Origin of the sequence: Mucilaginibacter psychrotolerans, assembly GCF_004519315.1 — a bacterium.
Classification (GTDB): domain Bacteria; phylum Bacteroidota; class Bacteroidia; order Sphingobacteriales; family Sphingobacteriaceae; genus Mucilaginibacter; species Mucilaginibacter psychrotolerans.
Genome location: NZ_SOZE01000004.1, coordinates 154,550 through 180,938 on the forward strand (window position 1 = coordinate 154,550; position 26,389 = coordinate 180,938).

Below are 26,389 nucleotides of genomic sequence, written 5' to 3' on the forward strand. Positions count from 1 at the left end.
TATTTGTTGGTGATGCAAATTTAGTTAAAAAAGAGAGAGTAAAAAATGGAGATAAGCAGATTAGATAAGCTGTTGGCTTTTATACAGAACGAGCCGAACGACGAGTTTTTGAAATATGCCTTAGCAACAGAGTACCTGCGCCTTAACGATACCGAAAAAGCCCTGGGCTATTACGAGGATTTGGTGAACAACCATCCCAACTATACGGGCACTTACTATCACCTGGGTAAATTATACGAGGCCCTTGACCGGAAAGATGATGCCATACGCATTTACGAAACCGGCATGAAGATAACCAAGGAGAAACGCGATAACCATGCCTATAGCGAATTACAGGGCGTTTATATGGCCGCCAAAGGTTACGATGACGACGACGATTATTAACTAATAGTACTTTGAGGCGCAGGGAGCTTTTATTTATCAGGGATGTATTGCTGTACACTTTTACTGCCTTTGGCGGACCGCAGGCGCACATAGCCGTTTTGTTGCGCGAATTTGTACAGAAACGCGGTTATATTACCGAGGAGGAACTGCTGGAACTGAATGCCCTTTCGCAGATTATGCCGGGCCCTTCATCTACCCAAACGCTGGTAGGCATAGCCTGGAAAGTAGGAGGGCTGCGCCTGGCTATCATTACTTTTCTGATATGGATATTGCCCTCATCGGCTATTATGTGCGCGGCGGCTATCAGCTATAAAATGTTTGCCGATAAGGAGAAATTTACCGCAATACTGCGGTTTGTTCAACCCATGGCGGTGGGCATTGTGGGGTACGCCACTTATACCTTTGCTACCAAATTTCTGCGCACCAAAGTTACGGTAATGCTTGCGGCGGCTTCGTTGGTTGCCACGCTGATATTGCAGACCCCCTACGCTTTCCCTTTATTGATTTTGATGGGCGGTATCATTTCATCAGCATTGGAAACGCAGCCACAGGAGAATGAGTTAAGGGTAAAGTTGTTCAGCAACGTAAACCCTAATAAGGTGGCTTATTTTATCGGGATACTGCTGTTTTTTGCCGCTTTGGGTGCTGTGGTGAGCCGTAATTCGGCCTTCAGTTTACCCATACGTTTGTTCGAGAATTTCTATCGAAACGGTATCCTGATATTTGGCGGCGGGCAGGTGCTGGTGCCGCTGATGTATACCGAATTTGTGGAGTTGAAACACTATCTCACCAATTCGGAATTTTTGAGCGGATACGCCTTGCAGCAGGCATTGCCCGGGCCAACATTTTCGTTTACCTCATTTGTTGGTGGCATTGCTATGGGCGATAAGGGTTACGGCATTGCAGGGCAGATAGTGGGCAGCGCGGTAGCGGTTATTGGCATTAACCTGCCGGGACTGATCCTAATCCTTTTCATCGTACCGTTTTGGAACGACCTGAAAAAGATAACCCGCATTAAAAACTCTTTAAGCGGCATCAACGCCGTAGCAGTAGGCTTTATGGCCACCGCGTTTATTATGCTGGTGATGCCCTTCCATCTTAATTTATTGGCTTATGGTTTAATGGCAGCTACGTTCCTGCTGTTGCAGTTTACGAAGATAAAGGCACCTGTGATAATTTTGATAGGCGTAGCGCTTGGCCTGATAATGTAAAAAAGGCCCTCATGATATTGCATCCTGAGGGCTTTCTTGATTCTTGTATCTTATCTCTTGTTTCAGATTTTGGCCTAAAACGGTGGTTCGTCTTCCATATCATCCATCCTTGAAGGGCGGATGATGAAGTTGCTTTGCTTCTCGAAATCCTGCGACGGGGCTAAACCAGCAAAGGCGTTGCCGGCAGGTGGGAAGCCGTCCATATTGGTTTCCAAATCGGTAAACTTCACGTACTTGCCTACGAATTTCAGCCTTACGCGGCCGGTTTCGCCATTACGGTGCTTGGCTATAATTACTTCGCCCACGCCTTGGGTTGGGTTGTTGTCTTCATCCACATCAAGTCCGTAATACTCGGGGCGGTAAAGGAACAGTACCATATCCGCATCCTGCTCAATAGAACCCGATTCACGTAAATCTGATAGCATCGGCCTTTTCGAACCACCGGGCCTGCTCTCTACGGCACGACTCAACTGTGATAGCGCAATCACGGGCACATTAAGTTCCTTGGCTACGGTTTTTAAAGCGCGGGATATACTACCTATTTCCTGCTCGCGGTTACCGCCTTTGCCATCGGCTTTACCGTGCATCAACTGCAGGTAATCGATGATGATAAGCTGTATATCGTGCTGCGATTTTAAACGGCGGCACTTGGCACGGAACTCGAATATATTTAAGGATGGCGTATCGTCTATAATTAAAGGTGCTTGTTCCAGGCGACCAACTTTAGAGTGTATCTGCTGCCATTCCCATTCTTCTAAAGTGCCTTTACGTATTTTTTCCTGTTCAATTTCGGTTTCGCCGGATATCAAACGATTCACCAACTGAACCGAGGACATCTCCAAAGAGAACACTACAACAGGTTTGTTGAAATCCACTGCGGCGTTACGTGCACAGGTGAGTACGAAAGCTGTTTTACCCATTGCCGGGCGGGCCGCTATAATAACCAAATCGGATTTTTGCCAGCCTGAGGTCATACGGTCAAGATCGGTAAAGCCAGAGGCAACGCCTGTAAGTCCATCTTTTTTATCCTTCAGCGCTTCCATATCCTTTAGCGCTTCATGCACAAGGTCGTCCATCATGCGCGAATCTCGGCGCAGGTTGTTCTGGGCAATCTCGAAGAGGTTCTTCTCGGCTTTATCCAGCAGGTCGAAAACGTCGCTGGTATCTTCATAGGCCGAACTAATCACTTCGGTAGAGATGCGTATCAATTCGCGCTGTATGTATTTTTGGATGATAATGCGCGAGTGGTACTCAATATTGGCGGCAGAAGCCACGCGGTTGGTAAGCTCGGTAACATAGTAGGCGCCGCCAATCATTTCCAGCTCGCCCTGCTGGCGTAGCTGGGCAACCACAGTAAGTATATCTACCGGCGATGTTTTCTCGAACAGGACAGCAATAGCATTGAATATTTTTTGGTGACGGATTTCGTAAAAAACCTCGGGTTTCAACACATCGATAACCGAAGAAAGAGCATCTTTTTCAAGCATTAACGCTCCCAGCACAGCTTCCTCCAGGTCTAACGCCTGTGGAGGTAATTTGCCCAGCAAACCGTTTGGTGTAGGGTTGCTGAAACGGCTTTTACGGTCGGTGTTTGTTTTATTATTTGTAGAATCGTTCTCGAAAATCATAGCCCACAAAAATATACTAATAAATCGCAGCCTTACGAAGAATTGATATCTTTTCTTTCATTTTTTTAATTACCTCTAATGAGCACTAATAAGCCATTTTGTGCCCGGTTTTTATCAACACCAAAATGTTGATAAAAATAAAATAACTATTTATTTGTTTGAATGATAGTTATTTAAGAATGGTGTTGATAACTTTCAAAGTAATTATTTAAGCTTTTTACGGAGGGAAAAAGGTATAATAGAAGCTAACGTAAATGACAGCTTAATGTTAAATAGTATAAGTACTTTTGCGCGAACGAAATAAGAAGAAATGAGTTATAATTCTAAGCCGGTGCGCGAGGGCAACCAAATGGTTTTTGGCATACGTGCGGTTATTGAGGCGATACTTGCCGGGAAAGAAATAGAGGCACTTTACACGCAGCGCGGACTGGGCGGCGGTTTGCTGAACGAGTTGCGCGATGTGATGAACGAGTACCAGATTACTGCGCAACAGGTGCCGGTAGAGAAACTGAACCGCATCACCATGAAAAACCACCAGGGTGTTATCGCCTTTATTTCGCCCATTACTTACCATAAGGTTGAGAACATTATTCCGGAGATTTTCGAAAAAGGGGAGGTGCCTTTAATTTTGGTTTTGGATAGCATTACGGATGTGCGCAACATGGGTGCCATTGCCCGAACCGCCGAGTGTGCCGGCGTGCATGCTATCGTAATCCCGGCAAAGGGCTCCGCACAAATAAACCCCGATGCGATAAAAACATCGGCAGGTGCATTATATAAGATACCGGTTTGTCGCCACGATAATTTTATGCAAACCGTTAGGTTTTTACAGGAATCTGGCTTGCAATTGGTTTGCTGCACCGAAAAAACGAACGACTACATCTACACGCCCGATTATACCGCACCAACCGCCATCATTATGGGCTCGGAAGAAGACGGCATCCGCAACGATATCATCCGCATCTCTGACTATTTAGCTAAGATTCCGATGTTTGGGGAAATAGAATCGTTAAATGTATCCGTTTCCACCGCAGTGATTCTTTACGAAGCTATCAGGCAGCGTGAAGTAGCAAAGCAACTTTAAAGGTGTGATTATGATTTCGGAAGAACAACTAAAGGAAATAGAACTTAGGTGCAATATGGCGCAACGTGGTCCGTGGAAATCTTACATTGAAGATAGAGACCACGAGAGTGGAAATAGCTTTATAATGACCGGCGAAGATGAAAATAGAGGAGAAGATATTGAGTTGATGGGAGCAACTGATGCAGACTTTGATTTTATAGCCGGCGCTAAACAGGATATTCCGCTACTAATTGCAGAGATTCGTCGATTAAAAGCTTTGGGGTAACTTCAGAAAACTTCTAATAACGAAGAAGCCCGGTTGATAGGACAATCGGGCTTCTTCGTTATATAGTTATACTGTTTGGGTTGAGGTACTTTAATGCCGTTACCTTTCCGAAGTCTTTATCATTATCTGCAATTAAAGTTAGGCGATTCACGGATGCCGTAGCAGCAATCAAGGCATCTGGTAATTTCAACTTGTAAGCTTTTCTGATTCTTATAGTTTCGGCAATGATAGAATCATCAATTCCAATAATATCCGCCTGATAAACAAATAATTGATAGACACCAAGGTCTGATTTATTCGGCGGATCCCACACTTGTAATTCTATCTCGGTTATGAAAGACAAGCTACTTTCGCTATCTATAATTCCATCAATAAATTTTAAACCTGTTTCCGAAAAGGAACCATTAAGATATTTAATTATCGCCGAAGTATCAATTAAATAGCTCTTTGCCATTCGCCACGCAACGCATCAAGTTGTTTATCTATATCTTCGTTACTCATCCTGGTTTGAATTTTGTCGCGCAATGATGATAAACTCGCAGGTTGCTTCAAAACCTTAATAATATTTAAATCCTCAAGGTCCTTCAATAACTTATACGCTTTTTGGTTGGTTAATTCTACCAATACTGTTTCCATGTCGATTATCAAATGTGTAGTAAATCAAATCTACAAAAAAATAGACGAATAACATAAGCAATAAAGAGCGTCCGTTTCGAATGGAAACGGACGCTCTTTATTGCTTATTAGCATCATCACTACATCTAAAATCTGGAAATCTGCACATCCACGCTTAAATGTATTTCGCCCCGAATTTGCTCTTTACGTCGGCAACTACTTGTTTGATGTTCTGTTCCTGGTCGCGCGGGCAAATCAGTAGGGAGTTATTGCTTTCTACAACGATGAAATCGTGCAGGCCCTGCAGTATCACCAGCTTTTCGCCGGGTACGTTTACCATGCAGTTGCTGCTATCGTACATAATCACCTTTTCTGATGGGATAACGGCGTTTCCCACATAATCTTTATCGGCCAGTTGGTAAATGGATGCCCAGGTACCCAAATCGCTCCAGCCGAATTCTGATGGTAGCACATATACGTTGGATGCCTTTTCCATAATTCCGTAGTCGATAGAAATATTGATACAGCGCTGGTATATCTTATGAACAAAAGCCTTTTCATCTTCGGTGTTGTAAACCGGGCGGGCTTCGGCAAATATCTCATGCATCTCGGGCAGGTAGCTGTTGAAGGCATTTACAATAGCTTTTGCCGACCATACGAAAATCCCGGCGTTCCACAAAAAGTCGCCGCTTTGGATAAAGGTTTTGGCTATATCTACGGTTGGCTTCTCGGTAAAGGTTTTTACTTTATGAAAATCCTCATTGATTATTTCATCGGTGTATTGGATATAGCCGTAGCCGGTATCCGGGCGCGATGGTTTTATACCCAGCGTTACCAGGCATTGTTTTTCGATAGCTGCCTGCAGCGATTTTTCTATAGCAGTAACAAAGGCAGCCTCGTCTAGTATCAGATGATCAGACGGAGCCACTACAATCGCCGCATCGGGGTTAAGGCTTTCAATTTTAAAACAGCCATAGGCCACGCAAGGGGCGGTGTTGCGCATCACTGGCTCGGTGAGTATTTGGTCGTCTGCCATATCTGGCAGTTGTGTTTTTACCAGGCCGGTATAAATTTCGTTGGTAACCACATAAATATTCTCTTTAGGGCAAATTTTCAGGAAACGATCGTAGGTGTTTTGGATAAGTGTTTTCCCGGTACCCAGTATATCAATAAATTGTTTTGGGTGCGAGGTCCTGCTTATTGGCCAAAAACGGCTGCCAATACCGCCTGCCATAATGATGGCATAGTAGTTTTTATTCATGCTCGGGTCGAAGAATTTTTATTTGTTAAATACTGGTTAAAAGTGTGCATTAATTTGTAAATTTAGTATTAAATGGAACTAAATATTTTATCATAAAAAATGCTTTCATTCTAAGAGATAAATAAACAAATTGTTTTCAGAAGAATAATCATTTTTATATAAAATTTTACACAAAACCCATCGTTTATTTATAAATTTTTGTTATTTTGAACCATATTTTTAAAACGTATTAAAGTACATAAATGATAGAAGCTAAAAAATCGCTTTTTGATAACCTGCAGAATTTCTTCGGGTTTGATAACTTTAAGGGTGAGCAGGAAGCGATAATTACGAACATTTTAGCAGGGAACGATACTTTTGTGATAATGCCAACCGGTGGTGGCAAATCCATGTGTTATCAACTGCCTGCATTAATGAGCGAAGGCACAGCGATTGTGATTTCCCCGCTCATCGCGCTGATGAAAAACCAGGTAGACCAGTTAAGGGCCTTTGGTGGCTCAGACAGCATAGCGCATTTCCTCAACTCCTCGCTTACCAAAGCCGATATCCTTAGGGTGAAAGACGATGTTTTGAGTGGCAAAACCAAACTGCTATACGTTGCGCCCGAATCATTGACCAAGCAAGAGAACGTCGACTTTTTGAGGCTGAACCAGGTATCCTTTGTGGCGGTGGATGAAGCTCACTGTATTTCAGAGTGGGGGCATGATTTCCGGCCCGAATACCGCAAGATACGGCAAGTGATAAGCAACATAGGCGATGATATCCCGATCATAGCCCTAACTGCCACGGCAACGCCCAAAGTACAGCAGGATATCCAGAAGAACCTGCAAATGAACAACGCTACGGTTTATAAGTCGTCGTTCAACCGTTCTAACTTGTTTTACGAGGTAAGGGCAAAACGCACGGCTATTAAGGAAATTGTAAAGTTTGTAAAGCAAAATCAGGGTAAATCGGGCATTATTTATTGCCTCAGCCGTAAAAAGGTAGAGGAAGTGGCCGAGGCACTTAATCTTAACGGCGTAAAGGCATTGCCATACCACGCCGGTTTAGATCCTAAGGTTCGTGCCGATACACAGGACAAATTCCTGATGGAAGATGTGGATGTGATTGTGGCTACCATTGCCTTCGGGATGGGTATAGATAAGCCGGATGTACGCTACGTAATACACCACGATATGCCTAAAAGCATGGAGGGGTATTACCAGGAAACCGGCCGCGCCGGCCGCGATGGCGGCGAAGGCGTTTGCGTTGCCTTTTACAGCGGCAAGGATATTGATAAACTGCAGAAGTTTATGAAAGATAAGCCTGTAGCCGAGCGTGAGATAGGTACCCAGATACTGAAAGAAGTTATCGATTATGCCGAATCATCGGTTTGCCGCCGCAAGCAGCTGCTGCATTACTTTGGCGAAAACTTTAACGAGGCTGGCTGCAATTGTATGTGCGATAACTGCTCGGCACCGAAAACTCATTTTGATGGCGAAGCGCAATTACACAAAGCCCTTAGCCTGATCAAGCTTATCGGCGAGAAATTCGACGATACGCATATCATCAATATCCTGATGGGTAAAGATGATGCCCAGGTGAAGAACTATGAGCACGATAAACTGGAAGATTACTTCGGAACAGGCGTAGAAGACGGCCAGAATCTTTGGAATTCGTTGATGCGCCAGGCTTTGCTTAACAACTTCCTGTCAAAAGATATCGACCACTATGGACTGCTACACTTAACCAAAGCAGGCAACTCCTTCATCGAAAATCCGTACAGCATTCGTTTCGTACTAAACCGGGACATGGGCCCGACAGACGATGATGAGGCTGAGGACGGCCCTAAGCAAGGTGGTGGCGCGTTGGATACGGTACTTCTACAGATGCTGAAAGATTTGCGCAAGAAAATGGCCAAGCAAAAAGGCTTGCCACCCTTCGTTATCTTCCAGGATCCGTCTTTGGAAGAAATGTGCACGCATTACCCGGTTAATACCGAGGAACTTAAGCAAATATCGGGTGTGGGAGCGGGCAAGGCACTGAAATTTGGCAAGCCGTTTACCGATCTCATCCAGAAATACGTAGACGACAACGATATCGACCGCCCGGTGGACATGGTTATAAAAAGTGCCGCTAATAAATCGGCTTTAAAGGTATTTATCATCCAGAATATTGATCGCCACTTGAATTTGGATGACATTGCCGCATCTAAAGGCCTTACCTACGAAGAGATACTGAAAGAGGTAGAAACGATTGTAAACTCTGGTACCAAGTTAAATCTCAACTACTATATCGACGAGGTTATAGATGAGGACAAACAGGAAGAGGTTTACGATTACTTTAAGACAGCAGAGGTAGACTCTATAGATGATGCACTGGTAGACCTGGGTTCGGATGATTACACCCGCGAAGAGGTACAGCTGATGCGTATCAAATTCATGTCTGAAGTAGGGAATTAAGTTTTTCGCTTAAAGCTAAAAGTCCAAAACAAAAAGCATTTATTGCTTTTTGTTTTGGACTTTTTTATTGGCTGTTTTTTTTTGAAGTTTTAAATGCGGATTTTCCGTTTTGGGGCTTGGATGCAACGGTTGTTACTCTGTAAAACACGCCGTATTTGTATCGGTATGTACCCACATCCTGCAGCAGCCAATCTTCATTATTGGTTTTGCGTATGGGAGAGATGTTTAATCCATTTATCTTGCATTTACGCGATACCGTTAAGATGTTAACGTTAATGGTAAGGCTGCCCAGGCAATTGGTTATGTATTTTACCTCCGTTGATTTATCTACCCGTTTTTCGTATTGCTTGTCGGTTTCCTTTTTCCTCCTCACAGGTGGGTCATCCCATACTTCTAATTTATAACCGGTTTCCAGGGAGAAAAACGCATGATTGTGTGTATCGATAACAAAAGCATCTTCTATCCACCATGTCGAGGTTCGGGTACTATTCCCATGTTGATGGTGATAGATAATAAACTGCCCGCTTATCACGCAATCGGCGGTGTTTGTAGGTTGTTCGGGCAATTCGTAAACTATCCAGCTGTCCGGGCTATATTTTTGTATTAAACGATAATGGTCTTCGCCCCCTGCTTTTGCCAGTAGTACATCGCCGCCGGTAAAGGGTATCAGGTCAGCGTAGTTTCGCATCTGCTCTGCATCTATCGTATCTATTTCCTGTAACGACTCAAATACGAGGCTGTCTGTCAATTGCGCTCTCGCAGTTACAGAAATGCATAGCAGCGTTATCAATGCAAATTTCGAAAACAGCCTTTGCATTATTTAGCAATAATCTTAAACTCCGTCCTTCTGTTTTTGGCGCGGTTATCGTCGGATGTGTTGGGCGCTATAGGTTCGGTTTTGCCGTAGCCTTTGTAAACTAAGCGGGCCGCGTTTATATTGCTCGAGGTAAGGTAACTATATACCGATTTTGCCCGGTTTTCTGATAGTAGCTGGTTTGTAGCGTCGTTGCCTACATCATCGGTATAACCGGATATCTCTATACGGACAGTTGGATTAAGCGTTAGAAACTCGACAAGCTTTTGCAATTCCGCTTTCGATTCTACCTTCAGGTCGAACTTATTGGTGTCGAAAAAGATATTCTTCAATATCACCTTGCCCCCAATTTCTATTGGCGATAGCAACACCGATATGTTAAATGCCGTTTTTGGTGCATGCCCTATAAGCGAAAAGTTATCCGAGTAGAATAAATACCCTTGCCGCGAAATATTGAGGCCGTAATTTTTTCCAGCCGCCAGCGTAGCCAAAAACTCACCCGAATCTTCGCTGCTATAATCCTGGTAAACGGGCATGTTTTTCTCCAGGTCGATGATTTCGATGATGGCCTCCAACGGTGCCTTTGTTTTGATATCCTTGATATTGCCTTTTACGTAAGTGACGATATTAGGCCGCAGGCTTAGTGGCAGTTCAAAAGTGTATATATCATAGCCGCCAAAACCGTTTAAATTATTTGAGGAGAAAAAGGCGTAAGCGCCGTTTGCGGTAAGCGTGAGGCCATTCTCGTCGCCACTGGAATTGATAGGAGAACCCAGATTTACAGGCTTTTGCCATTTACCATCTTTTGCCATCCGGCTGATGAAGAGGTCGCGGCCACCCATGCCCGGCCAGCCGTTGCTGCAAAAATAAAAGGTGCTATCATCGGGGTGGATAAAAGGCGACTGCTCGTCATAAACAGTGTTTACGTTTGGCCCCATATTTTCGGGGGTACCCCAGCCCTTATCCGTAAGGGTCGATTTCCAAATATCATAACCGCCGTAACCGCCTTTGCGGTTGCTTACGAAATAAATGGTGCGCCCATCTGCACTAATGCTGGGCTGCGCTTCCCAGCCGGCGCTGTTCAGCGGTGCGCTTAGGCTAAACGGCTTGCCCCAGTCGTCGCCTTTACGCTGGGTTATATATATATCGCAGCGGCCCTGCCCATCGGGTCGGTTGCAGCCGGTAAAAAATAAGTATTTGCCATCCTGAGATATGGATTGTGCCCCCTCATTATATGTGGGCGTATTGATCGCATCACTCAAGTAAACCGATGTTTTCCATTTGCCATTTAGCTTATCGCTCTTATAAAAATCCTCGTTACTGTTTATTTTGCGCGTAAATATTAGCGTGCCTTCATCGGCCGTTGCTACTGGCAGGTATTCATCGGCAGCGGTATTTATCTCGGGGCCCATATTTATGGGTACAAAAGGCACCGGGTGTTTAAGGGCATCTATGGCAAATTCGCAATCGCGCAGCAACTTGCGGGCGTAAGCTTCGTCGCGGGCAACCAGGTTAGGGTAGGTGATGTACTTTTCCAGGTGCTGCTTGGCCGCAACGTATTGTGCCTCGCTCACTTCGGCATCGCCCACGCGCAGATAAACCGAACGCGAATACTCGGGCGAAAGGCTTATCGCCTTTAAATAGTGTGGTATTGCGGCCTTGTTTTGCACGCGCGAGTGAAGTACATCTGCCAGCAATGCATGGGCTTCTACAAATTTGCCGTCGTTATCCACCGCTTTTTGCAATTGGACAATGGCATCATCGTACAAGTGTTCGTCGAGGCTTTGGTTGGCGAGCGCAAAGTTTTTAATAGCCTCCTTGTCCGTAGTAGAATATTGCCTTTGCTGGGCAAACGCATACACGGGGGATAGTAATACGAAGACGGCAAGCAGGTAAAAAATGCGCATCGCTTGTTGATTGGTTAATCAATAAGCTAAGTTACACAATTAAGGGATATTTAAGTATTTATGCGTTTGCAGCGAAACCTCCCATTGGGGGTTATTCATCACATATTCTACAATAAGCGGAGCCATTTCTTTGTTTTTGCTCCACTCGGGCTGCAGATACAGTTTGCAATCGGGCGCAACCAGTTTAGCATTGTGTTCGGCAAACTCAAAATCCGATTTATTGAAGATGATCACCTTCAGTTCGTGCGCTTTGTCGGCAACGTTTTGCATAGGTGCTTTAAACTTTTTTGGCGAGAGGCATATCCAGTCCCAATCGCCGGATAGGGGGTACGCGCCCGAGGTTTCAATAAACGTGCGGATGCCCTCATTATGCAGTTGCGCGGTAAGGTAATCTAAATTGTAGATGAGGGGTTCGCCGCCGGTTACCACTACGGCTTTAGAAGGGTGCACTTTGGCGTTGGCTACTATGGTATCGGCAAGCGTAAGCGGGTGCAGTTCTGCGTCCCAGCTTTCTTTAACGTCGCACCAGTGGCAGCCCACGTCGCAGCCGCCCAGGCGGATAAAGTAAGCGGCTTTGCCGGTGTTGTATCCTTCGCCCTGTATCGTATAAAATTCTTCCATTAAAGGAAGCAATGTGCCGTCGTCCGGAACCTGATGTGCCATAATAGGGCGCAAAGGTAGGCTTTTATGGGCAAAGCTTAAAACGCGAAGGCAAAAGGTGATATTACAGTGATAAGGTGTGTGATTAAAATTTGCTATTTAATTGGTTGATGCTCTTTTATATATCATTATTTGGCGTTAGCTTTATGGGGTAAACTAAATTTGGCCCAGGGCATGAAGAAATTATACTTCCCGTTTGTATTTTTCCTTTTGTTTTGCCTAAGCTCCTGCGTAGACATCGAAGAACGCTATGATTTCAAATCCGATGGCTCCTGCAACGTTTTATACGGCTTCGATATGGGTAAAGCGGTTTCGGTTTTGGCCAATTTGATGACCGATTCGGTGCGCGAAACGCCTCAATACAACCTGGTTAAAGATACTACCCTCAATTTTTATAATGCGCTGCCCGATAGTATTGCCAATAAAATGAATGCCGAGGAAATAAAGATGGCCCAGGGCAGCGACCTGGCCGTGAAAATGGACCTGAAGCATAACATCATGAAAGTGAGTGTGAAGCATGAGGCCAGAAACGCGGCTGATTTGCAATATTACCTGCAGCACCTCAACAATATATCCATGAACGGCGACCTGAGCCAGATGACCAAGAATAAGCAGCCGGGCGGTTTCGACCCGCAGCCGCTCATCAATGGGCAAAGCTACTATAACTATGACATTACGCCCCACAAGTTTTATCGAATTATAGATAAGGTGAAATTTGCTGCGTTCCTGAAAAAAGCAGGGGCCAAATTTGCCATGGCAAAAGCTATGCTGATAGATATGCCCTATAAAGTGGTGCTACGTTTTGCGAAACCTGTAAAAAAAATGAATGGCTCTAAGGCTATCCTGTCTGCCGACAGGCATACCGTTACCCTGGTTACCAGCATGGATGAGGTGATGAAAAACCCCTCGCTGATGAATTTGAAGATTGATTTTTAGGTTATTATGAAATGGTACCCCGTAGATGGCGTTACGCCAAATGGCGAGCCATTCATTAAAAAAGTAAAGGTTGCAGGTAAAAGTATATGCATAGTTGGGTATGAGGGTGGTTTATTTGCACTTGGCGCTACCTGCCCGCATGCGCGTGAGGATTTGAGCAGCGGCTGGTGCGCCGATGGCAAGCTGGTTTGCCCGTACCACCGTTTCAGTTACGATTTGCAAACAGGTAAAGGCAGTCCGGGGCAGAATGATTACGTGGAATGCTATCCGGTTAAGGTGAAAGGTAAGGAGGTTTATGTAGGGATAGAATCCTTTTTTGATAAACTAAAACAAGCGCTCAAATAAATGGAAACCAATGCTATCGACCTGCTCACCTATGAATTGTACCACACGCTCAGCTTTCGTAATGCTAAACCGCCCAAATTGGCTGAGCTGCGTAAGTTTTTTTACGAAGGCGGCATACTGATCAACAACACTTTTGCCCAGCCTATTGCATTTTCAACGGCAAGTTACCTGAAGGCGCTTGAATCGCAGATAGCTATTGGAGACCTTAAGCAATTTTTGCAGCGGGAGATAGGTTCCAAAACAGAGATATTCGACAAGATTGCGCAACGAACCAGTGTTTACGAGTACAGTTTTGCAGAGATTCCGCCCCGCAAAATGCCGCGCGGTATCAACTATATGCAATTCGTAAAAGATGGCGATACCTGGCGTGTAAGCTCCATGGCCTGGAACGATGAGAACGAAAATCACCGGGTACCGGCGGAGTTGGTTGCTTGATGGCAGGTGAGTGGTTGATTGGTGTGTAGTGAATGGTTTACAAACTATACAACCACTCACTACCCACTATTCACCACTCACTAAACGTAAACCTCTTTATTAGCAGAGCTTAATGTATTCTTCAGCAAGCCGATAATGGTCATCAAACCTACGCCACCAGGAACGGGAGTTATCCATGAAGCTTTTGGAGCAACACCATCAAAATCTACGTCGCCGTACAATTTAAAGCCCGATTTGGTTTGGGTAGAGGTTTCGCGGTTCATGCCCACGTCAACCACTACTACGCCATCCTTAACCATATCGGCAGTGATGAAATTCTTTTTGCCTATGGCTACGATAAGGATATCGGCATCCAGCGTAAATTTTTTGATATCTGGCGTTCTGCTGTGGCAAATGGTTACGGTGCAGTTGCCTGGTTGCGTGTTGCGCGCCATCAGTATACTCATGGGCGAACCTACAATATTGCTGCGACCAACTACCACGCAATGCTTGCCGGCGGTTTCAATACCGTACTCTTTCAGCATCAGGGTGATGCCGTAAGGCGTAGCAGGGATAAACGAGGGCAGGTTCCGCTGCATGCGCCCCAAATTCACCGGGTGGAAACCATCCACATCTTTGCGGTAGTCTATGCGCTCGGTTACTTTCTCAGGGTCGATATGTTTTGGGAGGGGGAGCTGTACAATGATACCATCTATATCTGCATCAGCATTCAATTCGGCTACTTTGGCAAGCAATTCTTCTTCGGTAACATCATCCTCGTAACGCACCAGGCTCGATTTAAAGCCCACCTTTTCGCAATTCTTCATTTTGCTGGCCACGTAGGTTTCGCTGCCGCCATCGTGCCCAACCAAAACTGCAACCAAATGCGGCTTGCGGCCGGTGCGCTCCAATATTTTGGCTGCTTCTTCGGCTATCTCTACCTTAAGTTTTTCTGATACGTATTTTCCGTCGAGTAATTGCATGTGAGAGTCAAGATTTAAGAGGCAAGAATCAAGACAAAAAATAAAAACTCTTATATCTTGATTCTGGTCTCTTGATTCTAAATTAATCCAGTTTCAATACCGCCATAAACGCGCTTTGTGGTATCTCTACGTTACCTACCTGGCGCATGCGTTTTTTACCCGCTTTTTGTTTTTCCAGCAATTTACGTTTACGCGAAATATCACCACCGTAACATTTGGCGGTAACATCTTTACGCATGGCTTTAACCGTTTCGCGGGCGATGATCTTAGCACCGATAGATGCCTGTATGATAATCTCAAACTGTTGGCGTGGCAATAGTTCTTTCAATTTCTCGCAGATCTTTTTGCCAAAGTCGTAGGAGTTACCACGGAATATCAACGACGACAGCGCATCCACAGGCTCCGAATTCAGTTTGATATCCAGACGAACCAAATCGCTCTGGCGGTAACCTATCTGGTGGTAATCGAACGAGGCGTATCCCTTTGAAATGGTTTTTAGCTTATCGTAAAAATCGAATACGATTTCGCCCATTGGCATCTCGAAGGTAAGTTCAACCCTGTCGGATGTCAAATACGACTGGTTCATGATCATCCCGCGTTTCTGTATACAAAGCGACATTACCGGGCCAACAAAATCAGATTTGGTAATGATGGTAGCTTTAATATACGGCTCCTCTACAAAGTCTATTTTGCTTGGGTCTGGAAGGTCCGATGGGTTGTTTACGATGATAGATTCGCCACGGGTGTTGTAAGCAATGTACGATACGTTGGGCACGGTAGTGATAACAGTCATATTGAACTCGCGCTCCAAACGCTCCTGGATAATCTCCATGTGCAGCATCCCCAGGAAACCGCAACGGAAACCGAAACCAAGCGCAGCAGACGATTCCGGTTCGAAAACCAGCGAAGCATCGTTTAGCTGAAGCTTTGCCATCGATTCGCGCAACTCTTCGTAATCCTCTGTATCCACGGGGTAAATACCCGCAAATACCATCGGTTTCACTTCTTCGAAGCCCTGTATGCCGCCTTCGCAAGGGCGGGCGATAGTGGTGATGGTATCGCCAACCTTTACCTCGCGCGATTCTTTTATTCCCGAGATGATGTAACCCACATCCCCGGTTTTGATAACATCTTTTGGTTGCTGTTTAAGTTTCAGCGTACCAACTTCTTCAGCAATGTATTGCTTTTCGGTAGCGAAGAATTTCACTTTATCGCCTTTGCGTATCTCGCCGTTTACTACTTTAAAGTAAGCAACAATACCACGGAAAGAGTTATAAACCGAATCGAATATCAATGCCTGTAAAGGTGCATCTGGGTCGCCAACGGGGGCGGGCACGCGCTCAATAATGGCACGCAAAATATCAAATACGCCCATACCGGTTTTGCCGGATGCGGCCAATATTTCTTCACGTTTGCAACCAATCAGCTCTACAATCTGGTCTTTCACTTCCTCGGGCATAGCGCCGGGGAGATCCATTTTATTGAGTACGGGGATAATCTCCAGGTCATTCTCCAGCGCCAGGTACAGGTTGGATATGGTTTGTGCCTGAATGCCTTGTGCTGCATCTACTATAAGCAATGCGCCTTCGCAGGCAGCTATAGAGCGCGATACTTCATAAGAAAAATCTACGTGCCCAGGAGTATCTATCAGGTTCAGCACGTATTTCTGGCCATCAAGTTCGTAGTCCATCTGTATGGCGTGGCTCTTGATGGTGATACCGCGCTCGCGCTCCAGGTCCATATCGTCAAGCAGTTGCGCCTGCGATTCACGCTGGGTGATCGTCTTGGTGTATTCTAACAACCTATCGGCAAGGGTACTTTTGCCGTGGTCGATATGCGCTATGATACAAAAATTACGTATGTGCTTCATTCAACCGCAAAAATAACTTTTTGTGCGGATAATTTGGCATGCTTTTGGGCGATTTGCTAACTTACTGATGCTTAATAAAGATGCCTGATGATACACCAAGAGATTATTGCTTCGGCCGAAACCGTATTGTCCAAAAAAATAATACGTGCAGAACCTGTGCACGGCGGCGATATCAACCAGGTTTACTGCCTGCAAACCAGTAGTGGCCCATTCCTCATTAAAATCAATTCTGCCTCGCGTTTTCCGGATATGTTTAACAGGGAAGCAGAGGGATTGAGCACCATAGCCGAAACAGGTGCCATCAATGTACCGCGCGCAGTTGCCTTAGGTGAAGCAGCCGGGTATAGCTTTTTGCTGATGGATTGGATAGAAGCAGGGAGGGAGGACAACCCGGCCATGGCAAAGCTGGGCGAGGGGCTTGCGAAACTGCATCGCAATACCATGCCATTGTTTGGTTTAGGCGAGGATAATTACGTCGGCTCATTGCAGCAAAGCAATAGGATACACGGAGAATGGAGCGATTTTTATAGAGCGGAACGGCTGCAGCCTTTATTGAAGATTGCAGTAGACAATGGTCAGCTCTCACGAGCAGACACCCTACAATTTGAAAGAATATACAACAACCTGCCCGACCTGTTTGAACCAGAAGCACCGGCTTTACTGCACGGCGATTTATGGAGCGGGAATTTCATCATCGATAAAAACAAGCAGCCATATTTGATCGATCCGGCAGTGTACTATGGCCACCGCGAAATGGATATCGCCATGACGATGCTCTTCGGTGGTTTCGGAGCTGCGTTTTACGACGCTTACCAATATCATTTTCCCTTAGCCAAAGGCTTTGAACAAAGGCTGAAGCTGTGGAGCCTTTACCCATTGCTTGTGCATGTGAACTTGTTTGGCGGTGTGTATGTACAGCAATTGCGGAGTTACGTTAAAAGCTACCTATAACGTGCTAAAGCAGTTCGAAAAGGCAGGCGGTTAAGTTAAAGCAAAAGTGGAAGAATATGCCGTACCAAAGGGTATGCTCTTTCACACGCATGTAGCCAATGAAAAGGGCAAAAGGTATGAGCCAGAAAAGAGAAAGGAAACTCAGGTGTATTATGGCAAACAGGAAAGCAGATATGTAAACAGCTTGTTGTTCGTCGGCAACCTTTAGCAGTATTTGCAGCAGGTATCCTCTAAAACCTAATTCCTCGAAGATGGCCGGGGTTACGGCCGTGAAAAATATCAACAGAACTTTAGCGTAAGGATATCCAATAAACCCCCATATATAACTTTCCTCTTTTGAAAAAATAGTGATGTTTAACCATGTAACAGAGTAATGTACCAAAAATGCACCGGCCATAGCTATACCGCAATAGAGGGACAGCTTTTGGATAGAAAAATTAGGCCAGTGTAAAAGTCTCTTATTCTCTTGCCAGCCCGTGGCAAAAAATGCCACCGTGCCTATCGCCAAAAAGGCGTCTATGATAATTAAAGAAGTTAAATTCTGAAGGGCATCTACAAACTTGGCTAAACAACAAACTATCAAAGTTAGCCCGAAGAATACGCCTCCTTGTTGCAAAAGCTGCCATTTTTCCGCAGTATTGGCCCCCTGGACCTGAGTTTGCCTTGCGCCGCAACTGTTGCAAAATTTGCAGTCACTATCAATAAGCACGGTGCAGCTGATACAGGCTTTTTTACCCAGCAGCGGTACTGGCTCGATAACTGTTTCCTCGGAGAGCACAGCTATACGATATTATGTTCTTTTTTAAATTGCTCAAAATCGAGCGCAGATTTTATCCCTTTTATAAGGTAACCAATAATGATGATCTTAAAGATAATCCCGCTTACGATATTGATAGGGTTATCAATGGCAAGTAACACTTGCACAATAATATATAGCACCAGCCCGGAAACAAGGCATACAAGCGGCTTTTTAGAGCTATAAGCCCCAAGGCCAAGGAATAAGAATGCCAGAATGAGTATAATGATCACTTCTGATATCGTATCGGGATTGTCTTGAAATCTAAAATAATTGATAATTGCGCTGAGGGTGAATATACCCGCCAGGTAATAAAGGCTGTTACCGGCTTTTTTTATTTGCTGGTTAAAATCGGCATAGTCGAGGTTGTTAACCTCCTGGCGAGCAATAAAGCTGCGTTGCTCGCTTTCGGTACCCTTTAACGGGTAACCACAACTGGTACAAAATACGTCTTCGGTGGCAACTTTGGTAAAGCACGACGCACATTTAGCGTCGGTTTCGGCTGTGATAGTGGCTGAATTTTCCATGTGATAATCTACGGTTCAAGATACTCTAAGATAATCACTTCATATGATATACACAAAGCACTCAAAAAATATATCGGGAGTAAACGCGATTAATCACCTAACTGCAAGAATAGTGGTGTTTCACTTACCTGCAGGGTTAGCTTTCCGTTTATAGCTTTAACAACGCTCTGCGCCATGTTCTCGGCACCCGCTTTGGGTTTGTAAATTCCAATCGTTTTTTCGGCGCCGAAATTCAGGGTATAGGTGCGCACCTGCCCGGATTGCTCGGGAATGGTAACAGCGTAAATTACTTTACCATTTTGTTCAAATTTATCTATCAGCGGGTTTTTGCCGATAGTACCCGTGTAGACGTAGCCATCTAACAATTTTCGGGTTTGTAAAATATAGTCGGCGGCAGGGCGGCGTTTGGGGCTTTGGGCAAGGCCCGATGTGGCGTATTGCTCCTCTTTACCCGCGAAGGCATCGAATAGTTGATAGAAGAAAAGCCTTTTTACACCATGCCTTGCATACAGCAGCGAGCTGCGCAATATCCAATCGGCCTGTGTTTGCAACGCCGATTTATTACCGATAGCCGGCGCGCGCTGGTAGCTGCCGGGGTTGATATCGTATCCCGTTTCGGTTACCCAAACTTCGGGTTTGCCGGGGAGGCTATCGGCATATTTAACAAAGCTGTCTGCAACACGCCCAGCATCAGACAGCTCCGGGGCGATGCCGGTAGTAGCTTTGGTATGCGTAAACACACTACCATCATTAGCATAAAGGTGATAGTTGATGATATCGAAGCAAAGGTTAATACTGCCATCCGGCTTGTAACCACGGTTGGTTTTGCACCAGGCAACCATTCGTTTCAGGTAGTTTACATCAGCCGTGGCTAATCCGGTCATTAATACCTGCATGGTAGGGTCGGCGGTTTTTACGCCGGCGTTGTTGCCCAAGGTGCCTTTATGTCCATCGTAAAAGGCGGATAGGTTGGCGGCATATTGCTCGGGTGTTTGGGTTGCTTTATCGCCTTTCCACCAGCGGTCGTTCTCGTTGCCGCATTCAATGTATTTGATAAGGCCAAGGCCTATTTTTACCTGGTTGGGTTTATCGCCTGCCCACCGCGGGCGCGTATCAACCTTAACCAATTTGGGGTCGATTGCTGTGTTGGCTCCATACCTCGCCGCAAACTGAAAAGCTGTGCGAGCCTGTACCACATACGAAGCTGGCGAAGCAATGTCGGCACCGTAAAAAACAGGCACGTTCTCATCATTGCGGTCTTCGGCAGGGTAGGTGTTCATCATCCATACCGGCAGGTTCTTCATATTAGCCAAAACCAGTATGCTATCCTGTTTGCAACGGGTGTATATGAGGTCGTAGTCCCAGCTGCCGTTATTGGTAGGGTTGAAGGTGTAATTACCTTGCGTATTTTCCAGTTTGTTCCAGTTCATGTAATGCCGCAGCCCGCTGAAGCATTTGATGAGCGCCATATTATCCTCGTAAATATGGCCCCGCTCTTTGGGAGCGGCTGGGTTTTCCAAAAAATTCCATTCGTAGCCATTTACACCGAACATGTTGCGCAGCGGCACGCCCTCAACTTCGGCAGGGAAACTTCGTAAGTTTATCGTGCTCCCTTCGGGTATAGGTGCTGCAATTTTTGCGACGTGTATTTTTGAAGCTTTAGGATTGCATCCCGATAGAAGGAGTACGGCCACAAATGCAGGAATAGTCCGCATGACATTAAAGAATAAGTTCATAAAGAAGGGAACAAGTTTGGTTTGGTATTAAATGAAGGTAACGGCATGATTTGCGAAGTTGTAATTTTTACGCAAAATAGTTACGAAGGTTGTACGTCCGCCGTTCACAGCATTAAAATTTAACGATTCTTTAAACTTTAGTGCTTTTTATTATTCCAACCTTTGCTAAAACCTCTTCTTATATGAAAAACCTATATCTTTTATTCTTTGTTGCCCTAATTGCTTCCTGTAAAAAGGATAATACACCCAAACCCTTTATTGCCACGAAAGCCGTTGTAAAAGACGCCGGGCTCATCGCTTTTAAAGCTGCGCCCCTTGCCGATAACCAATTAAAGATTTCCTTTTCGAAACAATTACAAAAAACGCCATCAAAAATTATCTTAAAGCAAGACACTGCTACGCTTGTGGTGGCAGATGTAACCAGCGAGAACTCCGGCGTATCTTCGGCCACGGTTACCTATCCGTTTAAACCGGGCGTAGCGTACAATTTTGTGGTACAGGCTGCCGTCGCTACCGATACGATCTACCATTATACCATCCCATCTTACAGCCATCAATACGTCAGCGCTTATAATTACAAGCAGGTTTTGCAGTTGCACCAAAGTCTGGGGACAAATGCTTTTGATATTTCTCCTTCCCGTAATTATCTGTTTATTACGGACAACGTAGCTAATACCCTTTACCTGAAACGCATCAACCTGCAAACACTGGGCGTTGAAGATATTGGCACTAACCCTACATCAGGCCCGATACGCGCTATAGCCGATGATGAATTATTGAGATATGGCGACAACAGCACCGAAAACGTGCCGGCAACATCGGCAGGTGGTAACGACCAGGCAGTGCTGGCGCGCTACAATGTGAATACGCACAGGTATTCGTTCGTTGATTTTGTTTCTTCGGGATACGGCCGTATTTCACGCGTCATCAATAACCATGTGCTGGTTGTCAACCCTATTTATACGGCGAAAACGGCATCGCTCATTAACCTGGGGGATTTATCGCGTGTGCAATATCCGCTTAATGATTTCGACTTTACGCGCATTTACGAAAATAGCTTCGGGCATATCTTATACAACGGTATGTTGGTGAACACCAGTAATGGTGCCTTCTCAAACGTTATCAATTTAGATGCTAACTCCGGCTTGCTTGATGTTGATGATGCTACCGGTTATGTATTTACTTCCAGCTATCTAAAAAATGCGGCAGGTGATCCCCTGTCTGGTTTTAATGCTTATAAAAGCGGTGTACGGGTGTTTCAATCCGATTACGTGTACGGCAGAAGCTTTTCTCTTCCCATTATATTTAATATCAAAAACGATGTTGTTATTTATTACCAATGGTTCCCTTACGATACCAGGGTAAACATTGATGGCTACTATTCGCTCAATTTAAAAACCGGCGAAAGCAAGCTCATACAGGATGACTCGGACGTTTACGCCCGCTTCGATTACCAACAACCGGATGGTTCGGTAATTTCCGTACGGGCAGATCGCGTTTATAAACTTACCCTGAAATAAAAACGAATGCCCCGACTAGTTTAGGTCGGGGCATTCGTTTTATAGCTTATTTCAACACGCCTCGCCGAATGAGCTAAGGCTAATGTCGTGCTTTACTTCACTTTGGCAGCCTCGTCCAGGCATTCCTGTAGTACACGTGCAAATTGCTTATCGTTAGGCGGGGCGAAGATGGTATTGTGCTCACCGGGGATATCGTGTACGGCAACGCCTTTAAGGGCGTAAGGTATCCAGCCGAGGTATTTAAAGTCGTCCATATAAAAAGTTTTCTTTTTAGCGCGGAACAGCTCTAATTTGATATCCACCGGGGTAAGCAAATAATTGCGCTGTGCGGTTTCGCTTTTCTCGTGTATATCGTCGGTATAAGCAGCAAAGCCTTCTTTCTTCTTCACCTTATGCGGGAAAGCTTTTTTATAGATCTTGCTTATCCTGCGGCCAATTTCGCGGCTTTTGTATTCTATGGTACGTTTTGGGTCTTCTATGAACAGAACGGGGGTATAGGCAATCTGTTTGGCAAGAAACCAAAGATCGCCTATTTTGCGTTTAAGCGGTGGCGTGTGTATTTTGGTTTGGTCGGCATAGGTGTCGAACATCGCAAGCATTTTTACGTCTTTGCCCATGGCCAGCATTTGCTTGGCCATTTCGTAGGCTATCATTCCCCCCAACGAGTAGCCTGCAATGGCGTAAGGGCCAACCGGGTCGTGGTTGATGATTTCTTCCACATAATTGGCGGCAATTTCCTCCATTACATCCAATGGTTCGTCAATACCGTTTATACCTTTTGCCTGCAAGCCGTAAACCGGCTGTTCATTGTCCATATTCATGGCCAATGCATTGAATAGCAATACGTTGAGGCCTGCGCCGTGTACGATGTATAAGGGCATCTTGCTACCCATCGGTTTTATTGGCACTAACGAATCCCAGGTGATCAGTTCTGAGTTTACATCTAAACGGGCTGCCAGCCTTTCCACGGTTGAATGCTCGAAGAGCGTAGCCAGAGGAAGACGTTTGCCCGTCTGCTCCTCAATTTTTGCCATGATTTTTACGGCTACCAACGAACGGCCTCCCAACTGGAAGAAATTGTCTACCATGCTTATCTTATCCAGACCCATCATTTCCTGCCAGATATCGGCCACCATTTTTTCGTTGCTGGTGCGTGGCGCTACGTAAGCTTCTGAACGCACAATGTGGCTATAATCGGGTTTCGGTAGTGCTTTGCGGTCAATCTTGCCGTTGGGCGTTGATGGTATTACGTCCAGCAGTACGAAATCATCGGGCACCATGTATTCCGGCAGTTCGGCCAGTAAGGCATTCTGCCAGGCATCCTGTTGGGCCGCCGATGGGTGCCCCGTTTCGCCCGAATGCAGCAACAAATAAGCTACCAATCGCGGATAGCCCGGCGTGTCCTCACGGGCAATTACCACGGCTTCTTTTATATCCTCCTGCTTACCCAGGTTAAATTCAATTTCGCCGAGTTCAATACGATAGCCGCGCACTTTTACCTGGTGGTCTATACGGCCAAGGCATACAATCTCGCCTGTGGGCCTAATTTTGCCCAGGTCGCCTGTGCGGTATATCTTATCGCCGGGTTTGTTAGAGAAAGGGTTATCGATGAATTTTTCGGCGGTAAGTTCTTCGCGGTTCAGGTATCCCCACGATACGCCGTCGCCGCCTATGAGTATCTCGCCGATCTCTCCATCGGTAAGGTCGTTCATAGCCTCATCTACAATGTGTATCTGCGTGTTGTCTATCGGCCAGCCAATGGTAACATCTTCAGCATCGGTAACGTGTTTTATTACCGAATAGATGGTCGTTTCGGTAGGGCCATACAGGTTCCAAACCTCGCTGCTGCGTTCTATAAGTTTGGCAGCAAGATCTTTAGCCAGCGCTTCGCCGCCGGTGAATACCTTTATAGGCAGTTTTTCGTTCCAGTCTACTTCCAGCATCATGCGCCATGTGTAGGGAGTGGCTTGCAGTATGGTGATGCCCTGTGTGCGCACGATATCCAGCACGGCGCGACCATCTTTGGCGGTGAGTGAATCGGCAATAACCAATTCTGCGCCAACGCTTAGCGGCAGGTATATATCTAAGCCCGCAATATCGAATGAAATGGTGGCTACGGCCAGGGTTTTATCGGCAGCGGTAATGCCCGGTTTCTTTTGGCAGCTGAGCATGAAGTTCACCAGGCTATGGTGAGCAATCTGCACGCCTTTTGGTTTGCCGGTTGAGCCGGATGTGTATAGGATGTAAGCCAAATCTGCACCGGTTACGCCTGCCGCTGGCTGCTCGGGCAGTAACGGGGCAGCATCTGCAAGGGCCTGCTCAATCAGCACTTCAATAGTATTGGCGGCGTAGTGGCCGGCATATTTAGCTGATGTGATCAATATTTTGGCTGCCGAATCTTCCAGCATGAACTCGATACGGTCTTTTGGATATTCAGGATCCAGCGGCACGTAGGCAGCTCCGGATTTCATGATGGCCAGCAGCGAGATGATCAGCTCGGGGCTACGATCCAGCGCAAGACCTATGATATCGCCTTTTTTGATGCCTTTTTGTACCAGCAGGGCGGCAACACGGTTAGCGGTATTGGCAACCTCGGCATAAGTCAACGAGCGATCATGAAAGCGGATCGCTATTTTATCTGTAAAGCTTTGCGCGCTCTCATTAAAAAGCTCAAACAGGGCCTTTTCCTTTGGATAATCTACCTCGGTGTTGTTTAAAATCTTTGCTTTCATAATATCATTAGCGGTAAGCAGGGGGTAAATTTGCTAAAACCGTACAATTCAAATTTAATGATTTAACACATTGTCACACGCTACAGCCCACACCTGTTAGCTATAATCCCTTAGGCTCCCGGCGTATTGTGCGGCGTATGGATAAACTTTTTGTTGGCACCCTTCAGTTTGAATAACAGGGCCAACATCGTAAAAAATATTAATGGTATCTTTAATACCGCACCCAGCAGTTTGCCGTTGAAAAACTGCCCAGGCACGGCGGCCAGTATGCCTATATAGCAAAAAGCAGTTGCCGCCAGCCACATTTGCCACGATGGGCCAACGCCCGGGGTCAACAGCGACACCAAAAGCATAAGCGGCATAAGCCCCAGCATGAGTATCCTGGGCAATATGGCGGTTTGGTATATCTCGTTAAAATAGTCGAAGTTGCCTCTCGCAAACAATTCTTTAAAACCGGTCCAAAAGTAGGTTTTAAGCAGGTTGAACTGTGCCGAAAGCCACCTGCGGCGCTGGTTTTTAAATACCTGGGGGTTGCTTACTTTTTCATCGTACACCAATGCAGCATCTGCATAGGCCACATGAATGTTCTGACGGGTAAATTTCAGCCCCATCTCTTTATCGAAACCGCCCACCGCATCTATATCAGCCATGGTTGTTTTGAATAACCGGTAGTCAACAGCCATGCCCGACCCAATTATAGCTGCAGATAAGTTGAAAACACGCTGCGCCTTCCGGAAGATATGGTTATTTATTTCCTCACTTATGGCATCTAAAATGGCAACGGGGGTCTCGGTATTTTTAGCTACACGGTGGCCTTGTACTACCCTGTCGCCGGCCTGCAAATAATTATTGATCTGGGTAAGAAAATCCGGCGCGGCAATATTATCTATATCGAACACCACAGCGGCATCGAAGTCTTCATGCGTGGCCGCGATGCCAGCATTCAGGGCTTTTGATTTGGTGCTGCTGTCAAAAACTACTTCTACCACCTGCAAAGGCATTTCTTTAAGTTTCGCGATGGTTTCCGGCTGCAGCGAATCGGCAATGACGCATATGTGGAATTTATCGAGCGGGTAATTAATAGTCAGCGCATGCTCAGCAGAATTTAGAATGATGGCATCCTCTTTATAAGCGCAGATGTATATCACAAATTTGCTGTAAGCCGTAGCCATTGGTGGCGCTTTTTTGATGATGAGCTTACCAACTACCGAAAAAACAAAAAGGTAAAGGCTATAAATGCCCAGATAGACGAATATAATGCTGAAAATAACAGAGAAGATGATTTTAATAATTTCCATTCTAAGCCTTT

The 26,389-nt window shown here is 45.6% G+C and carries 24 protein-coding genes; 10 read left to right on the forward strand and 14 right to left on the reverse strand.

What is annotated here, in order from left to right; genetic code table 11:
* Nucleotides 1–45 precede the first annotated feature (45 nt).
* Both E2R66_RS06260 and chrA read left to right on the forward strand, forming a co-directional pair.
* On the forward strand, nt 46–384 hold the full coding sequence (locus E2R66_RS06260) for a tetratricopeptide repeat protein (protein ID WP_133227753.1): 339 nt from the start codon (nt 46–48) through the stop codon (nt 382–384).
* An 11-nt stretch (nt 385–395) separates the two neighbouring features.
* A complete protein-coding gene (chrA, locus tag E2R66_RS06265) occupies nt 396–1,595 on the forward strand; it encodes a chromate efflux transporter (RefSeq protein WP_240049245.1) in 1,200 nt (399 codons plus the stop codon).
* Between the two features lie 74 nt (nt 1,596–1,669).
* Here chrA and dnaB read toward each other — a convergent pair whose 3' ends face one another.
* The gene (dnaB, locus tag E2R66_RS06270) at nt 1,670–3,223 is read right to left on the reverse strand and encodes a replicative DNA helicase (RefSeq protein ID WP_133227751.1); all 1,554 of its coding nucleotides are present in this window, start codon (nt 3,221–3,223) and stop codon (nt 1,670–1,672) included.
* Nucleotides 3,224–3,533: 310 nt separating this feature from the next.
* Here dnaB and rlmB point away from each other — a divergent pair, with 310 nt between their 5' ends.
* Together rlmB and E2R66_RS06280 are read left to right on the forward strand one after the other, a co-directional pair.
* Complete coding sequence (rlmB, locus tag E2R66_RS06275) at nt 3,534–4,307, forward strand: 23S rRNA (guanosine(2251)-2'-O)-methyltransferase RlmB (RefSeq protein WP_133227749.1); 774 nt, start codon at nt 3,534–3,536, stop codon at nt 4,305–4,307.
* Between the two features lie 10 nt (nt 4,308–4,317).
* On the forward strand, nt 4,318–4,572 hold the full coding sequence (locus E2R66_RS06280; RefSeq protein WP_192901950.1) for a hypothetical protein: 255 nt from the start codon (nt 4,318–4,320) through the stop codon (nt 4,570–4,572).
* Between the two features lie 58 nt (nt 4,573–4,630).
* Here the strand turns inward: E2R66_RS06280 and E2R66_RS06285 are convergent, their stop codons facing one another.
* From E2R66_RS06285 to E2R66_RS06295, 3 genes are all read right to left on the reverse strand, one after another.
* Nucleotides 4,631–5,026, reverse strand: a complete 396-nt coding sequence (locus E2R66_RS06285; RefSeq protein WP_133227745.1) for a type II toxin-antitoxin system VapC family toxin — start codon at nt 5,024–5,026, stop codon at nt 4,631–4,633.
* Entirely contained in the window at nt 5,008–5,208 is a 201-nt protein-coding gene (locus E2R66_RS06290; RefSeq protein WP_133227743.1) for a hypothetical protein, read from the reverse strand. The genes E2R66_RS06285 and E2R66_RS06290 overlap by 19 nt, the downstream gene beginning before the upstream one ends.
* 154 nt (nt 5,209–5,362) lie before the next feature.
* Nucleotides 5,363–6,448 carry a mannose-1-phosphate guanylyltransferase gene (locus E2R66_RS06295; RefSeq protein ID WP_133227741.1) on the reverse strand — a complete coding sequence of 362 codons (1,086 nt, stop codon included), beginning with the start codon at nt 6,446–6,448 and terminating at the stop codon, nt 5,363–5,365.
* Between the two features lie 245 nt (nt 6,449–6,693).
* Here E2R66_RS06295 and recQ point away from each other — a divergent pair, with 245 nt between their 5' ends.
* The gene (gene recQ, locus E2R66_RS06300; RefSeq protein WP_133227990.1) at nt 6,694–8,889 is read left to right on the forward strand and encodes a DNA helicase RecQ; all 2,196 of its coding nucleotides are present in this window, start codon (nt 6,694–6,696) and stop codon (nt 8,887–8,889) included.
* Nucleotides 8,890–8,953: 64 nt separating this feature from the next.
* Here the strand turns inward: recQ and E2R66_RS06305 are convergent, their stop codons facing one another.
* The 3 genes from E2R66_RS06305 to E2R66_RS06315 are packed head-to-tail and all read right to left on the reverse strand — an operon-like array spanning nt 8,954 to nt 12,273.
* A complete protein-coding gene (locus tag E2R66_RS06305) occupies nt 8,954–9,706 on the reverse strand; it encodes a hypothetical protein (RefSeq protein ID WP_133227739.1) in 753 nt (250 codons plus the stop codon).
* Nucleotides 9,706–11,610, reverse strand: coding sequence for an OmpA family protein (locus tag E2R66_RS06310; protein WP_133227737.1), 1,905 nt, complete (start codon nt 11,608–11,610; stop codon nt 9,706–9,708). Before E2R66_RS06310 ends, E2R66_RS06305 begins: the two co-directional genes overlap by 1 nt.
* 39 nt (nt 11,611–11,649) lie before the next feature.
* Entirely contained in the window at nt 11,650–12,273 is a 624-nt protein-coding gene (locus tag E2R66_RS06315) for a 7-carboxy-7-deazaguanine synthase QueE (RefSeq protein WP_133227735.1), read from the reverse strand.
* Between the two features lie 171 nt (nt 12,274–12,444).
* On the opposite strand from E2R66_RS06315, the gene E2R66_RS06320 reads away from it, so the two are divergent.
* Genes E2R66_RS06320 through E2R66_RS06330 form a run of 3 tightly spaced genes read left to right on the forward strand, consistent with a single transcriptional unit; the run spans nt 12,445 to nt 13,986 of the window.
* The gene (locus tag E2R66_RS06320; protein ID WP_133227733.1) at nt 12,445–13,206 is read left to right on the forward strand and encodes a Rossmann-fold NAD(P)-binding domain-containing protein; all 762 of its coding nucleotides are present in this window, start codon (nt 12,445–12,447) and stop codon (nt 13,204–13,206) included.
* Nucleotides 13,207–13,212: 6 nt separating this feature from the next.
* On the forward strand, nt 13,213–13,551 hold the full coding sequence (locus E2R66_RS06325; protein ID WP_133227731.1) for a Rieske (2Fe-2S) protein: 339 nt from the start codon (nt 13,213–13,215) through the stop codon (nt 13,549–13,551).
* Entirely contained in the window at nt 13,552–13,986 is a 435-nt protein-coding gene (locus E2R66_RS06330) for a hypothetical protein (protein WP_133227729.1), read from the forward strand.
* 80 nt (nt 13,987–14,066) lie between these two features.
* Here the strand turns inward: E2R66_RS06330 and E2R66_RS06335 are convergent, their stop codons facing one another.
* Both E2R66_RS06335 and lepA read right to left on the reverse strand, forming a co-directional pair.
* On the reverse strand, nt 14,067–14,948 hold the full coding sequence (locus E2R66_RS06335; RefSeq protein WP_133227727.1) for a bifunctional 5,10-methylenetetrahydrofolate dehydrogenase/5,10-methenyltetrahydrofolate cyclohydrolase: 882 nt from the start codon (nt 14,946–14,948) through the stop codon (nt 14,067–14,069).
* Nucleotides 14,949–15,030: 82 nt separating this feature from the next.
* On the reverse strand, nt 15,031–16,818 hold the full coding sequence (gene lepA, locus E2R66_RS06340; protein WP_133227725.1) for a translation elongation factor 4: 1,788 nt from the start codon (nt 16,816–16,818) through the stop codon (nt 15,031–15,033).
* A gap of 87 nt (nt 16,819–16,905) precedes the next feature.
* Here lepA and E2R66_RS06345 point away from each other — a divergent pair, with 87 nt between their 5' ends.
* Nucleotides 16,906–17,769, forward strand: coding sequence for a fructosamine kinase family protein (locus E2R66_RS06345; RefSeq protein WP_133227723.1), 864 nt, complete (start codon nt 16,906–16,908; stop codon nt 17,767–17,769).
* Between the two features lie 4 nt (nt 17,770–17,773).
* On the opposite strand, the gene E2R66_RS06350 is transcribed toward E2R66_RS06345, so the two are convergent.
* The 3 genes from E2R66_RS06350 to E2R66_RS06360 form a co-directional block, all read right to left on the reverse strand.
* Nucleotides 17,774–18,547 (reverse strand): CPBP family intramembrane glutamic endopeptidase, encoded by a 774-nt coding sequence (locus E2R66_RS06350; protein WP_133227721.1) that lies wholly within the window; start codon nt 18,545–18,547, stop codon nt 17,774–17,776.
* A 2-nt stretch (nt 18,548–18,549) separates the two neighbouring features.
* The gene (locus tag E2R66_RS06355; protein WP_133227719.1) at nt 18,550–19,092 is read right to left on the reverse strand and encodes a hypothetical protein; all 543 of its coding nucleotides are present in this window, start codon (nt 19,090–19,092) and stop codon (nt 18,550–18,552) included.
* 89 nt (nt 19,093–19,181) lie between these two features.
* Nucleotides 19,182–20,807: a hypothetical protein gene (locus tag E2R66_RS06360; RefSeq protein WP_133227717.1), complete on the reverse strand. Its 1,626-nt coding sequence runs from the start codon at nt 20,805–20,807 to the stop codon at nt 19,182–19,184.
* 203 nt (nt 20,808–21,010) lie between these two features.
* Between E2R66_RS06360 and E2R66_RS06365 the strand changes: the two genes are divergently transcribed.
* Entirely contained in the window at nt 21,011–22,348 is a 1,338-nt protein-coding gene (locus E2R66_RS06365; RefSeq protein ID WP_133227715.1) for a hypothetical protein, read from the forward strand.
* Nucleotides 22,349–22,440: 92 nt separating this feature from the next.
* Here the strand turns inward: E2R66_RS06365 and E2R66_RS06370 are convergent, their stop codons facing one another.
* Nucleotides 22,441–25,080, reverse strand: coding sequence for a non-ribosomal peptide synthetase (locus tag E2R66_RS06370; RefSeq protein ID WP_133227713.1), 2,640 nt, complete (start codon nt 25,078–25,080; stop codon nt 22,441–22,443).
* A 110-nt stretch (nt 25,081–25,190) separates the two neighbouring features.
* Complete coding sequence (locus E2R66_RS06375; RefSeq protein WP_133227711.1) at nt 25,191–26,378, reverse strand: glycosyltransferase; 1,188 nt, start codon at nt 26,376–26,378, stop codon at nt 25,191–25,193.
* Between the last annotated feature and the right edge of the window lie 11 nt (nt 26,379–26,389).